The sequence below is a fragment of the Pseudomonas monteilii NBRC 103158 = DSM 14164 genome (genome assembly GCF_000730605.1).
GTDB lineage: Bacteria > Pseudomonadota > Gammaproteobacteria > Pseudomonadales > Pseudomonadaceae > Aquipseudomonas > Aquipseudomonas monteilii.
In genome coordinates this window covers 1-14,675 of the sequence record NZ_BBIS01000069.1, presented here as the reverse complement: position 1 = coordinate 14,675, position 14,675 = coordinate 1, and the positions used below count along the sequence as shown (strand labels likewise).

Annotated in this window: 16 protein-coding genes; 4 read left to right on the top strand and 12 right to left on the bottom strand. The window is 55.4% G+C overall.

Annotated elements, in window-relative coordinates; all coding sequences use genetic code 11:
* Positions 1–229 precede the first annotated feature (229 nt).
* From PM2_RS27685 to PM2_RS27640, 9 genes are all read right to left on the bottom strand, one after another.
* Positions 230–1,129 (bottom strand): hypothetical protein, encoded by a 900-nt coding sequence (locus PM2_RS27685; RefSeq protein WP_169739410.1) that lies wholly within the window; start codon positions 1,127–1,129, stop codon positions 230–232.
* A 127-nt stretch (positions 1,130–1,256) separates the two neighbouring features.
* Complete coding sequence (locus PM2_RS27680) at positions 1,257–1,820, bottom strand: hypothetical protein (RefSeq protein ID WP_169739411.1); 564 nt, start codon at positions 1,818–1,820, stop codon at positions 1,257–1,259.
* Between the two features lie 415 nt (positions 1,821–2,235).
* On the bottom strand, positions 2,236–2,490 hold the full coding sequence (locus PM2_RS27675; protein ID WP_016487010.1) for a hypothetical protein: 255 nt from the start codon (positions 2,488–2,490) through the stop codon (positions 2,236–2,238).
* A gap of 121 nt (positions 2,491–2,611) precedes the next feature.
* A complete protein-coding gene (gene dnaB / locus PM2_RS27670) occupies positions 2,612–4,009 on the bottom strand; it encodes a replicative DNA helicase (protein WP_004575970.1) in 1,398 nt (465 codons plus the stop codon).
* 58 nt (positions 4,010–4,067) lie between these two features.
* Positions 4,068–5,597 carry a replicative DNA helicase gene (dnaB, locus tag PM2_RS27665; protein ID WP_004575971.1) on the bottom strand — a complete coding sequence of 510 codons (1,530 nt, stop codon included), beginning with the start codon at positions 5,595–5,597 and terminating at the stop codon, positions 4,068–4,070.
* Between the two features lie 163 nt (positions 5,598–5,760).
* Positions 5,761–6,015, bottom strand: coding sequence for a glutathione S-transferase family protein (locus tag PM2_RS27660; RefSeq protein ID WP_004575972.1), 255 nt, complete (start codon positions 6,013–6,015; stop codon positions 5,761–5,763).
* 228 nt (positions 6,016–6,243) lie between these two features.
* Positions 6,244–6,774: a GIY-YIG nuclease family protein gene (locus PM2_RS27655; RefSeq protein ID WP_004575973.1), complete on the bottom strand. Its 531-nt coding sequence runs from the start codon at positions 6,772–6,774 to the stop codon at positions 6,244–6,246.
* Positions 6,775–6,807: 33 nt separating this feature from the next.
* Positions 6,808–7,191, bottom strand: a complete 384-nt coding sequence (locus PM2_RS27650) for a hypothetical protein (RefSeq protein ID WP_004575974.1) — start codon at positions 7,189–7,191, stop codon at positions 6,808–6,810.
* Between the two features lie 811 nt (positions 7,192–8,002).
* Positions 8,003–8,305 (bottom strand): hypothetical protein, encoded by a 303-nt coding sequence (locus PM2_RS27640; RefSeq protein WP_016487007.1) that lies wholly within the window; start codon positions 8,303–8,305, stop codon positions 8,003–8,005.
* A 142-nt stretch (positions 8,306–8,447) separates the two neighbouring features.
* Between PM2_RS27640 and PM2_RS27635 the strand changes: the two genes are divergently transcribed.
* Positions 8,448–8,849 carry a hypothetical protein gene (locus PM2_RS27635; protein WP_016487006.1) on the top strand — a complete coding sequence of 134 codons (402 nt, stop codon included), beginning with the start codon at positions 8,448–8,450 and terminating at the stop codon, positions 8,847–8,849.
* Positions 8,850–8,997: 148 nt separating this feature from the next.
* On the opposite strand, the gene PM2_RS27630 is transcribed toward PM2_RS27635, so the two are convergent.
* Positions 8,998–9,765, bottom strand: a complete 768-nt coding sequence (locus PM2_RS27630; protein WP_016487005.1) for a hypothetical protein — start codon at positions 9,763–9,765, stop codon at positions 8,998–9,000.
* Positions 9,766–10,124: 359 nt separating this feature from the next.
* Between PM2_RS27630 and PM2_RS27625 the strand changes: the two genes are divergently transcribed.
* Positions 10,125–11,504, top strand: coding sequence for a hypothetical protein (locus PM2_RS27625; protein ID WP_004575976.1), 1,380 nt, complete (start codon positions 10,125–10,127; stop codon positions 11,502–11,504).
* A gap of 299 nt (positions 11,505–11,803) precedes the next feature.
* Positions 11,804–13,063 carry a hypothetical protein gene (locus PM2_RS27620; RefSeq protein WP_004575977.1) on the top strand — a complete coding sequence of 420 codons (1,260 nt, stop codon included), beginning with the start codon at positions 11,804–11,806 and terminating at the stop codon, positions 13,061–13,063.
* Between the two features lie 56 nt (positions 13,064–13,119).
* On the opposite strand, the gene PM2_RS27615 is transcribed toward PM2_RS27620, so the two are convergent.
* Complete coding sequence (locus PM2_RS27615) at positions 13,120–13,362, bottom strand: hypothetical protein (RefSeq protein ID WP_004575978.1); 243 nt, start codon at positions 13,360–13,362, stop codon at positions 13,120–13,122.
* 346 nt (positions 13,363–13,708) lie between these two features.
* On the opposite strand from PM2_RS27615, the gene PM2_RS27610 reads away from it, so the two are divergent.
* Complete coding sequence (locus tag PM2_RS27610) at positions 13,709–14,095, top strand: hypothetical protein (protein WP_231995378.1); 387 nt, start codon at positions 13,709–13,711, stop codon at positions 14,093–14,095.
* Between the two features lie 84 nt (positions 14,096–14,179).
* Here PM2_RS27610 and PM2_RS27605 read toward each other — a convergent pair whose 3' ends face one another.
* Positions 14,180–14,605 (bottom strand): hypothetical protein, encoded by a 426-nt coding sequence (locus PM2_RS27605; RefSeq protein ID WP_004575979.1) that lies wholly within the window; start codon positions 14,603–14,605, stop codon positions 14,180–14,182.
* Positions 14,606–14,675 lie beyond the last annotated feature (70 nt).

Here is a 14,675-nt window from a genome sequence, read left to right as displayed (position 1 = left end):
TGACGACATCGGCTGTCCAATCAATCCGGCTCAGGCTATCGCCATTAACTACTCTTCATCGTCGAAGCAGCACATGCCAGGCGCCTGGTTATCTGAGTCATCAGGTAGCACCTGGCGACCTCTCATAATGCCTTCACATACAAGCACCCACGCGATGTCGAACGTTGGGGACGTGATGGGCGAGAGGCATGGGGAAGGCGCAGACTGGCCAGGTCCTGCGCCAACCAGGTCAGAGCGTTTCGATCATGAGTTGTAGCGGCGCAGCGCTGGCGCCGAGTAGAGCTAGGTGCTGTAGGTTTGATGCGCTGAAAAACGCATTTCCCGCTGCCACAACTGCCTGAGCTCTGGCTAGGTGCATTGGCACCTCGCCAACCCACTTGGCGGTGGCGCCCAATGCCCGCGGCTTCATCGTGAGCACGTCCGCCGGCGAAGTTGTGGCCAAGTTGCGGATCGGAGTGATCAGGTTGCTGATCATCAAAGTCTTCGTGTCACCCTTGAAGAAGTCGAGTCCATCGATCCTGGCGAGTACCACGGTGTTCGTGGGCCATCCAAGGCCGTCATCTGGCCTGCGATTGCTCGTCGCGAAGAACGCCTCTGCTTCTCGCTCGGTCATGGGCACTTCCTTCTCGATCGCCGCATAACCGCGCTCCGCTCTGCCTTTAAGGCGCTGGTAGGTCACGGTACCGATAGCGCCCATGAGGCGCTGCTTCAGTTGGACCAAGGCCTGATAGTCACGGTCCAGCTGCTCGATGAGGGGCATCATTGCGCCAAGGCCTTCAATCATCGCAGTGATGGTGTCGATCCGCCGGCGCCGATCAATGAGTGCATCAATGCGTTTTCGTTCCCGATTGAACGAGACCCCAAAGTGAGTCCTGCCACAGTCACCGCCGATCGCCGTCTCTTTCCCGTCGCTGGTAGAAATCAGGTACCCAGTGAGGTGCGGTTGGCGGCAGCTGGCAATCCCGCAACTGACTCTATCCTGAAAGCGGTATGGAGCCAGGACAGCGCCAAAACGCCGCTGGTCGTGAGGGAAGAATGCCAAAGCCTCTTCAAAATCCGGCCTGGCCCGCAGATCGTCGTAGCTTGAAATGAGCTCCGGTTCTTCAGTCAACAACTGGTCAATCTCCAAGTCAATTGGTGATGGCAGGGTGCTAACTGTATTTAATCACAGTGTCAGGCTGTGTGGTGATCAACGGGCGCTGGATCTGTCACCAGCGGTTAACTGGGCGCGCAGGAGAAACCCCTGAGGTATGAGATCAGTCTGCCTCAGAGGGGCGCGGACCGGCGGCAGCCGCCCATTGTTCCAGCATGTCTCCATGCTTCGCCCAAAACTCCTCGTGCTTGGCGTCCTGCTCAGCGAGCGCCTCGAACACCCGCGTCGGCCAACCCATGAAGGTGACATTCCTCATTTCGTTGTTGAATGCGTAGATGCTGGCGCAGGTCGCTCGGTTGGCGCCGCCTGGATACAGCGAGTAGCGGAAGCGGTCACGGATCTCGATCACCTCCATAACCCGGACCTGCGCTATGATCGCGAGGACTATCAGAACAGCCTGGGTCATTTCACCTGCATTCTTGCCGACCTTGCGCAAGTAGGCTGGACGTTGACTTACAGGTTTGGCTAACAGCTCCCGGATGAAGCCTTCTGATTCCGTTTCGAACACGTGGAGTTGATCAACTGAAAGGGCATCGAAGGTCTCTTTTACCTGTACCAGGTCGAAGGACTGCTTCAACCAAGTCGCCAACGCCAGTGCATCCTGCCAGGCAAATTGCTCGTAGCTAGCCATATGCGCATCACGCGGATCTGCTTTTTGCCGCCTCATACCCCAGAATCCCCACATTCAAGCTGATTAATTTGTCTCATCACATGCACGTCAACTGCAGATTACGGGCGGGGCAGAGCCTAATAGGCTGGCGGGGCAGCCACAAGGGTGGAGGGGATGCCACTAGATCGGTAAGGCACTTGACTGCTAACGCCCGCAGCCGGCCGATACGCGTAGTACCTTGGGCGAGTATACGAATCAAACAGATTTGCCGGGCCAGTGGTGAGACCTGATGGACCGCCAAACGGTAAAACCCCCAGCCTTGGCCGGGGTGTGTAAAGCGTTTACTGAAAGCTGACCACGCAGCAAGCGCACTCGTCAGAGCTGCGTGCGGTGATGGCTAACCGGAAAAGACCCTGAATATCAGTCAGCCGGGGTTTTCCTTTGATCAAGACCAGGACCAGCAGCCGCGGCCTCACTGGCGAGAGGCCAGTTCAGCAGCCCGGGCGGCGGGCGATGGAGTTTCTTTGATTAGGCGGGCAAGGAAGGCGGTGTAACTGGCCTGCTCGTTGATGTGCATGATGCAGGCGAGGAAGTCTTTGCGCTTGCGCTCAAGCCAATGCTCGGCCTTGGCGGAGCCCTCAATGGGCAGGCGTTGGGTAAAAAGGGTGTAGTCGTTTAGGGCGACCTGTTGTGGCCAGGTGAGTTCGGATACGAGCAGCTGATTCATATTGGCATCTCCAGGAGGATGTAGGCTTCGTATCCTGGAGATGCTCAACACCGAGCATGAAATCTGCTCGGCAAAACGACATCGACAGCCCAGTCCTACCGGCGCAGGCTATCGCTACTCACTACTCATCATCGTCGAAGTTGTACATGCCCGGCGCGAGGTTCTCGAAGCGGGTGTACTTGCCGATGAACGCCAGGCGCACAAAACCGATGGGGCCGTTACGCTGCTTGCCGATGATGATTTCAGCCACACCCTTGTGCTCGGTCTCGGGGTGGTACACCTCGTCGCGGTACACGAACATGATCACGTCGGCGTCCTGCTCGATCGCACCGGATTCACGCAAGTCGGAGTTCACCGGGCGCTTGTTCGGCCGCTGCTCCAGGGAACGGTTCAGCTGCGACAGGGCGATTACCGGGCAGTTGAACTCCTTGGCCAGGGCCTTGAGGGAACGAGAGATCTCGGAAATCTCATTGGTCCGGTTGTCGCCGGCGGAGCCCGGGATCTGCATCAACTGCAGGTAGTCAACCATGATCATGCCAATCTCGCCGTGCTCGCGGGCGAGCCGCCGGGTCCGTGCACGCATCTCCGAGGGACTGATACCGGCGGTGTCGTCGATGAACAGTTTGCGGTTGTTGAGCAGATTCACCGCCGAGGTCAATCGCGGCCAGTCATCGTCATCCAGCTGGCCGGAACGCACCTTGGTTTGGTCGATGCGGCCGAGCGATGACAGCATACGCATGATCAGCGACTCACCTGGCATTTCGAGCGAGAACACGAGCACCGCTTTCTCGGACCGCAGCACAGCGTTTTCCACCAGGTTCATGGCGAAGGTCGTCTTACCCATCGACGGCCGGCCGGCCACAATGATGAGGTCGGCCGCCTGCAGGCCGCTGGTCTTCTCGTCCAGGTCGGTGAAGCCGGTCGAAACGCCAGTGATGTCGCTGTCAGAGTTGAATAACGTGTCGATGCGATCGATGGCCATCGTCAGGAGATCTTTGACACCCACCGGCCCGCCGGTTTTGGGCCGGGCTTCAGCAATCTGGAAAATCTGCCGTTCGGCCTCGTCGAGGATCTCCGAAGCGTTCCGGCCTTCAGGGTTGAAGGCACTGTCTGCGATGTCCGTGCTGATGCTGATCAGCTGGCGCAGGGTCGCCCGCTCCCTGATGATCGCAGCATAGGCTTTGATGTTGGCCACCGAAGGGGTGTTCTTGGCCAGCTCTGCCAGATATGCCAGCCCGCCAACCTGGCTGCTCAGCCCTTCCTTGTCCAGGCGCTCATGCAGCGTGACGATATCGAATGGCTCGTTCAGGTCCGCCAGCTTGTGAATGGCGCGGAAAATAAGCCGGTGATCGTGCCGGTAGAAATCGCCGTCGGAGACCTGATCGAGCACGCGCTCCCAGGCATTGTTATCGAGCATGAGACCACCGAGCACGGATTGCTCTGCCTCGATAGAGTGCGGTGGCACCTTCAGCGAGGAAGTCTGTAGGTCGAGCTGCTCTGAAGCGTAGTCTTCGTTCATGTGGGCATCTTGTTCAGTAAGTTGAGGGCGCTTGCGAGTGGAGAGGCGTCAACGGGCTTTATGGCGGCTTTCTCGCGCCTTTTCGGCGCCGCCCCCTACCCTTGCTCTCGACTTTGTTCGCCGCCCCTTCTGCGAGCTTCTGGACGGGCATGCGGCCAAGGCGTGGGTTAGGGTCAATCCTCTCTACCCCCATCTCTTGTTCAGTGAAGTCGTGCGTACCCGGCTCCAAATTAACGAAGCGTGTGTATCGACCCTCGAAACCAAGCCGGACGAAACCGGTCGGGCCTTCTCGCTGCTTGCCGATGATGATCTCTGCGGTACCAGCAAAACGGGAGTCGGGGTTGTACACCTCATCTCGATACACAAACATGATCACGTCTGCGTCTTGCTCGATAGCACCGGACTCGCGCAGGTCGGAATTCACAGGTCGCTTGTCCTTGCGCTGCTCCACCGAGCGATTGAGCTGCGAGAGAGCAATCACGGGGCAATTGAACTCCTTCGCCAAAGCCTTGAGCGACCTGGAGATAGCCGATATCTCGTTGGTCCGATTCAGGCCGCCGTACCCGGGGATCTGCATCAGCTGCAGGTAGTCCACCATGATCAAGCCAATCTCGCCGTGCACGCGCCGAAGCCTACGTGTGCGGCTGCGCATATCCGAGGGACTCAAGGCCGGGGTGTCATCAATGAAGAAGCGCTCATTCTTGTTGAGCGCGTTGGCAGCCTTGGTCAGCTTGGTCCAGTCCTCATTCAAGAGCTTCCCTGAGCGGACCCGCGACTGGTCAATGCTTCCCATTGAGGAGAGCATGCGAGTCAGCAGGGCATCGCCCGGCATCTCCATGGAGTAGACCACGACCACTTTTTCCGATCGCAGAACGGCCTCTTCCACGATGTTCATGGCAAACGTGGTTTTGCCCATGGATGGCCGGCCGGCCACAATCACGAGGTCGGCCGGGCGCAACAGGCTCAGCTTGCTGTCGAGGTCGGTGAAGCCCGTCGATTGGCCAAGCGACTCAAGGCCAGACTCATGGGCGGTCTCAATCTTCTCGACGGCTTTTCTGAGCAGAGCCTCGATACCTACCGGCCCGCCCTCTTTCGGCCGTTGACCGGCCACGGACAGCATCTTTGCTTCGGCATCATGCACAAGATCTTCCGCGGTACGGCCGTCCGGGGCGCTGGCGCTTTGCTCGATCTCCGTGCAAACGCCGATGATCTTCCGGAACTGAGACCGCTCGCTGACGACGCGTGCAAAAGACGCGATGTTGGCGACAGACGGGGTGTTATCGGAAAGCTCTTTCAGATAGGCCAAGCCACCTGCATTCGAGAGCTCACCCGTTCTTTCCAGCGCCTCTTGCGCTGTGACGACATCAAGCGCATTCCCCTCTTCAAGCAGCTTGGCAATAGCCTTGAAAATGAGCCTGTGGTCTGCGCGGAAAAAATCAGATTCGACGACCAGGTCAGAGACTCGCACCCACGCCCGTGGGTCGTTCAGCAACCCGCCTAGAATGGCCTGTTCGGCTTCAACAGAATGCGGCAGCTCCCGGCTCGGGGTCTGTTCGTATTCAGCCGCTAGATGGATATGGTCGTTCAAACCTCAGGCCTTACTCATGGAAATGCTGGGGGTGGATCGGGCCGAAAGCTGCGAGCAGTACCTTATTGAGGCCCTGGTGCGAGCTGACAGCTGGGTTTCGGGCACGATGTTCCTTGTTTGGGTGCCTTGAACGCAACTACCTTGCGCTGGGTGGCCATCCTGGTTAGAACTTGACCTCAATCAACGCAGCCCGCCCACTGCGGGTTTGAAAGTCGCAAAGGCCCAACTGAACCACCCGTGGCTGCCGGTGAGCTATGCAGGTAGCGACCTGGGCGCGGAATGCTTTGAGTTCAAGTGGCAGCACTGAACGGCCAGTAGCGGCCTGGATCTTGTCGCTGAACTCCTGCAACGCGGCCTTCAGACCAGCATCATCGAAGGTCTGGTCTGCGGGTTCGGCATTCGTTGTTGGGTTCAACATTGAAAATCTCCAGAGAGGGACTCGGGGCGACTGCGGCTGAACTCACATCCTTAGCGGCGGGATACAGCCAAAAAATCGTAACACGTACCTATAATCCTGAAAGCCGTATCGAATGTCAATCAAATGCCCAAGGCACGAAAACGACACATAACTAACTGAAATTTCTATTATTCCTGCGGAACCATGAGGTGGGTCGGAAACGCTGGAATACAGAACAAGGGGTAAGCACTAAAGCTCTTCCGCCAGCTCAGTATCGAACTCTTCCGCCGGATTGCTTTGCAGCGCCTGGATGGCAGTTGTACCGCCGGCTTCATTCTCGGAGGTGGATGCTGCAGGAACAACCCAATTGTATTGGTGCCCAACGAGCAGCCGTGATGTCACCTTATTCCACAGACTAGAGCGCCAGCGCAAGATCAGGTACTCCTCGACTTCCTTGCGACCTAATGGAATTGCGCAGAAGGACAGTTCGTAGTTACTCGAATACACTTTGACTAGACCCTCTTTGTCGCTGGCATCAATACCGAAGCGATCACAGGTGCCCTTCGCAAATGAGTGGTTTTTAACGGAGGTAAGGTCACGCATTCGGGCGCGTAATGCCGATGTCTCACCGACGTATCGTGCAACACCGGCTTCCCAGATCACGTAAACGCCAGCGTCACGTGTGATGTCCTTTTTCCAGTCATGTTTACCGGCCAAAATTCGCCGCGGGGCCGCTTTGAGTGCAGCTTCGTAGTGACGCAATTTTTCCTGGACGTTCATGTAGCCTAAATTCCTCGGTGATGCTTAATGGAGCTATCGGTCCCTTGATTTCACTGACTGGGCATTACTATTTAAATCATACTCAGCGAATATCGTAACACGCCTTCTATCCTGGGATGCAATGCACGCTTTCCTGTATGCGCCCTGAGCTTGAATGCTCACGACATCGCCCTTAGCCCCCGAGACTGCCCCTTCAAGCTGATACCAGCCGTCCGTTGTTTCCAGGGTCGTAATGGTCGAGAAAGCAGAGTCATGCAGCACAAGAGACTTCACCTCTCCAGCAGGCCGCGTAACTTTATCCGGAGAGTAATGGTAGTCACCCAATATAACCAAGGCCACCAACATTAGCGCTATAGGTACGGCGATAAGATAATCTCTAACTGTCGGATCAATGGCTTTCCATTTTTTGACAAGCATAAGAAATGTTCCTTATTCCTAAAATTGAGTTCGATTTATGAGCAGCCCAAGAAATCAGCTCATTTTAATTTCATTGCGACTCCGCCGCTGCCGCCACTTCCGAAAGGCAGTGAATGAATCACACACCAGTCCATGCCAAATCAGGCCCATAATTGTCAGTACAAAATAGTCTCGCGGCCCATCCAGGACCGCACGACTTTGAGCGTCCAATAGCTCAAGAGGAGTGAATAATTTTCCAACCAAGGAGACTAGCAGGGCAACCAGTACTAAAACCGCTGCTGAGCGCAATAAGCTCAGAATCGTGAATACAACGATCATTGCGAGCGCTTTGAGTGTGTGGATTGTGAAAAACCGAGGTCGCTCACAAACTCCGAGCCAGTTTGTCTTCCAGCCAGAATCACCATTCTTGAATTTTCGTTTCATCTCGATTCGACCTGTACTGATTACTGGGACTGGACGGACGGTGAACGCGAGATTGCCGGCCCGGTATGCGGAGCACCGTCAGCTTGCTCCTGGGAAGCCTCCTCACCCTCGCGTTGAGCATCACAGCGCTCGTGGACATCTACGCAAGCGCCGCCGCAAGGTGCTGCCCGTTTCTTCTTGAAGCCGAACCCATGCCCTGTAGCCAGGTGTACAAACGGCAGTGCCGCCCAGTACCCAACCACAAAGGAAGCGGCCTTAGCGGTAAGGCCTGGCAATTGATATGCGAACGACGAAGCGAGAAACGCGAGAAGGCAGACGGCGCCCACCACATATTTGCGCCGAATCTGAATTTTGGAGGTCCGCCGGCAGGCCGCGGTTTTGGAGCTACTCATTGTGCCGTTCCCTCGAACGCCGCTGCCTGGCGCTCAACTAATGCACAGCGCTCCTTGACCCAATCCAGATCCCTGACCCGGATGTCTTGCGCACTCCGATTGGCATCCACCAGGAGCCGAGTCGCGCATTTGGAATCACGGGCCGCCGCCTGAATTTCCTCGCTCGTCGCCGAGGAAAAACTGGTCCTCAGATTGTTCAACCCAAGGCCCTTATAAGCCAACGGCCCGCCGACCAGGGCCAGCAAAGCTACCCCCCAATAAACCGCACGTCTGCGGGTGTGTTTTGCTGAAGTCACCATTGATCTCCCGACATGGTTTGCATGGCGAGAAAATAACACATAACGCGTACAGATAATTCATGTAGTATCGAAATCGAGCATCAAGGCCCATTGCCTTACATTTCTACAGCCCTCAGGCCCCTGCATAAGGACACTAAACAGAATGAAATGGGACGATTTGGACAAGCGACAGCAATGGTGGGTTACAGGCTTTATGGCCTTAAAGCTGTGGAATCAGTGGCTCCTTGTGGCTATCTGCGCACTGGTCACGTCAGCTGTGTTCTTTTACCCGATGCTTCAGATCCGTGAGCTGTACGGGAAGACCGCGTCAGCCATTTTCTACGCCGCAACCTATTTCCTCAGCGCCAAGCACATTGGCTTTTGGATCATCAATCCTATCTGCGGGCTCGTCAGCCTCAACAAAATCCAGCGATCGTATGGCCCCCTCACCCGCCGGCAGGTCCAGGAATGGTTCGTCGAGTGGTGTTACACGCCGATCGACCTCTACGATGGGTCGGCACTGGACATTGCGCAGTTCGCCCGGGCAAACGGCGAAGGTAAGTAAAACCGTATCATCTGCTCGGCCTAGTCCCAGCCTGTAAGTCGAGGCCGAGCGTCATTGAAGCCATTGCCCCTCAAGTAGCTGCCAGGCCTAGCCTAGGCCCTAGACCTCAACTTCACGGCGCAACCGCCCTGAGTCGAAGGTGACGGGCTCAATCATCGTCCTTGGCAAGGCCGTACTCACTAAGTGCAGGCCCAGGCCCACCACCAATGTCGTAGAGCTCCTCCGGCGTATAGAGGCTGTCATTGCCCTCAAACAGCTCATCACCACCACGATTTCCAGCTCCAGCGCCCGACTTCGATCTGCGGCACCACACTGCGACATCTCGAATGAAGAAGCCCGCGGAGATGACTGCGAAAGCAAAGAATGTGAGCAGGACGCCCTTCGTCACGAGGATCAAGGCACCGGCTCCAAGGAACGCCAGCAACCCCTTCTGAATAGAGTGATCTGGGTCGCGGAGATGGCTCAGGCTGCAGCCGAAAGACAGCATCACCAGGGCCGCAGCAATCGCCACGCCTACATCCGCTTCTGCACTACTATCGATGGTTCCCCAGATACCCGCTGCCACAGGCCCTACAATCGCGGCCAGATGGCGCACCACGGCCAGCGGGGTGCGACGAATCCAATCCTCAATAGCCCAGAGGGTACGAGTTGAAGGCTTCATTTGAGGTGCCCGAACCAGGTCGGCCAATCGGTCCACTGCGGTCACCATGTTGCGTGTCGCAGATTGACTCACCACCGGCATGGCAGCGAGATCCTGGATGACCTGCACACAACGCTTGAACTCTGGAGTTACCCGCTTGAGTGAGGCTGCGTTGAAGTAGGCCAGGTCAATGCTGCCTGCGTACAAACCAAGGTAACCAGCAATCAGAGCCTCGGCTCGCGCTAGTTCTCGCTCAACAATTTTATACTGATTCATCGCTCATCCTTTCGAGTGCCGTCACTTCCTAGTACTACAACCATTCAGGGGATTCCTACGCCGCTTTGTGCTCTGGGGGAGCCACCGCCATCCAGCAATCAATCCCAAAGCGGTTCACATACCCCTCTCGGAGAAGTGCGAAGGCGACGCCCGCAGGGGAATACTACTAACTATCAAGTATAGATACGCCAGTGGAATCTATAAAATCAAAATATTAAAACACGCCCGTGAGTGGATAGGCATAGCTCAGTGACCGGTTCTTAGCGAAGTGGCAGAATTCAATTATTGGTGTAACATAAACCGTAATCCATGAGCTGAAACTTTACAGCTCAAGCCGGAAATATTTAAGTGCCATCCAGATGGCTGACATGCTCACTCATCATTTCACCATAGTTCAGCATAAATATCTTTTCGTGAGCGAAGAGCGTGAAGCGTTCTGGGTAAGTGAAGGCCTAAACCCTTCAGAAGCTGAAGACCTTGCATTGATTCCCGTAATTGCACTGACATTGAATGTTCCGGGCCTCGACCTCTATCACCAGAGGTTCTTCAAACGCAATGATAAAATCTCGATAGCTAATTTTCTATACGAAGCTTGGGCATCAAACCCATTCCTCAAAGGCATCCCAGACCAATTATGCATTGACGAAGAGCTACTGAGTATCGTCCCCCTGAAGGGAATCCTTCAGCTAATTGATCCTGATGGCCAGCTCAAGGAAATTGTGACCGATGCTGGCGCCACTTTCGGCGCTAGCAAGGCTCAGGCGCACGAGCAATCCGTAATTTACTGGGAAGATTTCGAACTATTGAGAAAGCCAGCGTCAGTAGACTCCCTACTGAACCTTATAGGCAAGAAGGTTTCTGAACGCCAAAGCATCTTTGTAGAATCCTCCCGTCATGACAAAAGAAAAGATCATCTACTTGAACAACACCGGGCAATATCACCCTCATTACCATCAATCTCTTTAAGACCAGACGAATATTTTCGTCTTGATACCGACTGGGTAACCAAAGAAAGCTCGCAAGTACCTATGCCGGCCACAGGCAAAGCATACTGCTATAGCGAGGAAAATGACGATCATCGCTGGATACATTGGCTGTTCCTCCAGGACGAAGATGAGGAGCCAAATGGCGATGGCGATGGCGAGGCGGGTGATCAATATAAACTTATTGACGAAACCAGACATTATTGGTCACCAGAAGCCAAGGGCTTAATTGCCACGCTAAACGCCTTGGCGTACCCCATCGCAGAGTATTTGCCTGAGCACATTTCAAGTCAGGCACTCAGGTCATTCATGAAGGGGCGGGTACCACTATCGATAACCATGACCAAAGACCTCCTGCGCTTAGTTAAAACACTACCAATTGTCATTTATCCAAAAACAATTGAGGAGTGCACAGCCGCCTTCGGACATATAACTCGCCATGGGCACTGCAAGTATATGTTCGAGCTAACAGGAGGTGAACACGCAAGCCATGAATTCCGTTTTTTTGCCGGCAACGCACCTACTTCAGGACCTTTTTTTATAGTTATCCAGGTTGGCAGCATGGCTGATGACCCAATGCTGAAGAGCGCGCTTTTCTGTAAAGAGGATGACCTTGACATTGGTCACGCGGGTTTTGCAGCACTGTCTTATTGGGTTGAGAAACTGCCTGAGTTCAACATAAAAGGTATCTGCACCCTAGTTTTAGATATGGTTGAAAAAATGCTGCACGCCTCGATGAAGGGCCGTAAGAACTGACTCTAATAGCTACATAAACTAGCAGGTGAGTGGCGGGCGCGGATCTCGGCGTGGAAGCGTCACCCCAATGACCCGCCTCGCGTACGTGCCCCAGCAAAAAGTGCGCCAGTGGAATGCCGGGGTGTGCCTATGCGTGGCGTCCCCGGTTACGTCTCTCAGCTCGCCGTAGGCCCACCGTCGTGGCCCATTGCTCTTCACTCTCCAAGCGCTTCCTCTTAAAGTGGTCGCTCAACTGCGTTATGGGGCAGGTGCCACGGTGCGCATCGGTTGTACGCAGAACTCCATCATTTGGAAACGCAATGGGTCAGAACCCCTACAGTGCGCAGTACGAAGCTGCTGTCGCCGCCCTTGCTGCGGCTGAAGTGGGCTTGCAGGAGCAATACGAACTCTACGGCCACCTGCATCGCTTTGATGAAGGCCATGCCAAGTTGGCGCTCAAAAATGCCGAGATGAAACTAGAGGAGCTCGAACGAGAGCGTTCCCAACTGGGTGGATTAACCCTGATCGATCGTGCAACAGTCCACGATGCCGTCTATCGACTGAACCGCTCGTTGCTCGGGCAAGCATTCGATGCTTTGACCGGACGGGTTCCTAAACCCCCCAAAATGTCCGAGGCAGAGGAAGCCAAGTTAGCCGAAAAAGCTGCACGGTTGGATGCATTGACTTGCGAGAATGGAGAGATAGCCACCCAGCAGCATCTGGTGCAGAGGCTTCGATACGATCTTCAGTTCCACTCTACCCTGGACTGGCTCGAAACCGATTCCGACTACGCCACCTACAGTTCGCAAATCGCAAGACTGCAGCCAGCCGTTGAAAGTCTTTCAGCCAAAATTTCTAGGTTTGAAGAGCATATTCGTGTGCCGCAGGCACAGTGCCTCAAATATCGCGAGCGTCTGGTTGTGGCCAAGGAGAAGCTGGCCCAAGCGGTCGATTTCCGAGATCGCCACCGAAACGCACCACCACGTTCAGTGGAGGCCGCGAAAGTTAAGGGGGCTTGCAGTAACTACTTCGGAACAGATGACATTGCCCAAGTCGTCAGGCACAAAACCAGTGATGTTGAAGACCTTGAACGTGAGCTCGCAAAATGGGAGCAGCAAATGGCGTCGCTCCGGCAGCGCGATAGTCGAGTAATCGAGCGGCTGATCATTGACGGGAACAACCTATGCAATCGTGGCCGGGGCAAGAATCAACAGTTCATCGGACTGAACGCTTTGAGTGCACTCGTTCCGGCACTGCTTTCAAACTGGCCTGGCAGTGAGATCATTCTGGTCTTTGATCCAGGCATCACGAGAAAGCTTCAGGTTTCGTGGGAGGACATTCAACGCACCTTCCCAGCGTCAGTAGAGACGTACCGCGTCGACAAAGGCCGCAGCGCCGATGAAATGATCATCGAATTGGCATATTCCCCGAACGCTTACATCATCAGCAACGATCGTTTCGGAGAGTTCAGCTACCGACCTGCCATCAAGGAAAACAGAGTCTTTCGCCATGACATTACCAGGGCAAACATCTTGGTGAATGAGCTGTGGATCTCGGTGGAATATTGCTCTCCAGGCTGAGGCGGGTAGGCCTCCCCGCCCTCCATGCCACCCTATGAGCCGGGCAGCACGGAGCCCTAGAAGCCCCGACAGTTCGACATGCTGGAGTGTTCGACCAAAAGCCTGTCAACCGCCGTGGCCAGGTCGAATTCAGCTCGCTGTAGCGCCAGAAACAATTCTGCGCTGGTAACCGTCTCATCGTGCGCATACTTCAAGTGCTCCGCACGTGCGGCCCTGAAGCGCTCGATCGCGTCAAGGGTGTTCTGATCCAGGTGCAAGCTGAGAGGCAGCTTCAGATCGCTGGTGGTTGGTATAGCCATTTTCCTGTCCATTGCTCGGTAAAAACCAGACCTTCCCCTGCTGAGTCATGGGTGTCGATCAGATGGTTCCGTTACGGCTGTAGGAAAAGTCAGCAGGCCAAGCCATGGCGGCTGAAACGCCCAGTATGCGCTTCACACTGTGCAGTGCGCAGCGCATACTGAGATGCGCGCTGCATCGGTTGCAGAGAGGCGGCGAGCGTCCTGAACCCATTTTCTATCGGTTCCAAAAGCCTACAGATCCCTCCTACCCCGTGATGATCGAGCTATTCTCGCGGGCGCCGGAAGGCCTGGAGCACGAAGAAAACGCAACGCTGACCCCATCCCAACAGACGAATCGGTTTCGAGCTTGAGCGCCATTTTGCTGAACGAGGACTATTACCAGTTCCTACTGTCCGGCCGCCAGCAGGGTGAGGAGCTGACTTATATCGGCGCCGATCGCCTTATCCCCTTCAAGGCTAAAGCCTGGCTCGACTTGTCTCAGCGCAAAGAAAACGGTGAAGGCGGGGCAGACAGTAAGGACATCAGAAAGCACCGGAACGATGTCCTGGCCCTGACCAGTCTGCTGACCGGCGAAGTGATCGAGCTGCCCGAAAGCATCACCGCGGACATGCAGCTGTTCCTGGACCGCCTGGCTACCGAGGATCTCGACTTCAAAGCACTCAAGATCCAGGGTGACCTCCCGACCATTGTCGGCCGTATTGCAGAGTCCTTCGGCCTTCAGATGACCGCTTAAAGCGAATCGCCCCGCACCATTCGCGCCCGACGTTCAAGTCGGGCGCCGTCGCCCTCCCCTAGTTCGATCAATCCGTGATCGTCATTACTTCACGGAAACGGATTCGGTCACCACGAACGAGACCACACCGCCCAACGCAACGCCGTCCAGGCCTTCCTTCCCATCTTTGTCGACCACATAGCCTTTCAGCTCTCGCTGCTCAACTCCGTCACACGACAGTGTGGCGGTCGCAGCCACATGCTTCTTCATGCTGTTGTTCCATTCGAGGGGGATGCCCAGAGCGCAGTCGCCGCCGGCCAGGACCTGAGAAAAATCATAATCCACCTTGCCAGCCCCACCTGCCCGGTACTCGGTCGGCAGAACAGTGCCAAGCGCAGGATCACCGAGGTGATAGAGTTTTGCGTAGAGGACAGCGCCCATTGGGATGGTCACGTTGATTTTTTTGTCATTGCACCCTGCCAGCGACAGAGCGATACAACCGAACACGGCAAGATTTCGAAGTGGTGACATGCTTTTTCCAGTTTGAGAATGGGTGTCAAAAGTCAGCAGTGCTAAGCCAGCGGCCATGCGATTCCGCTAA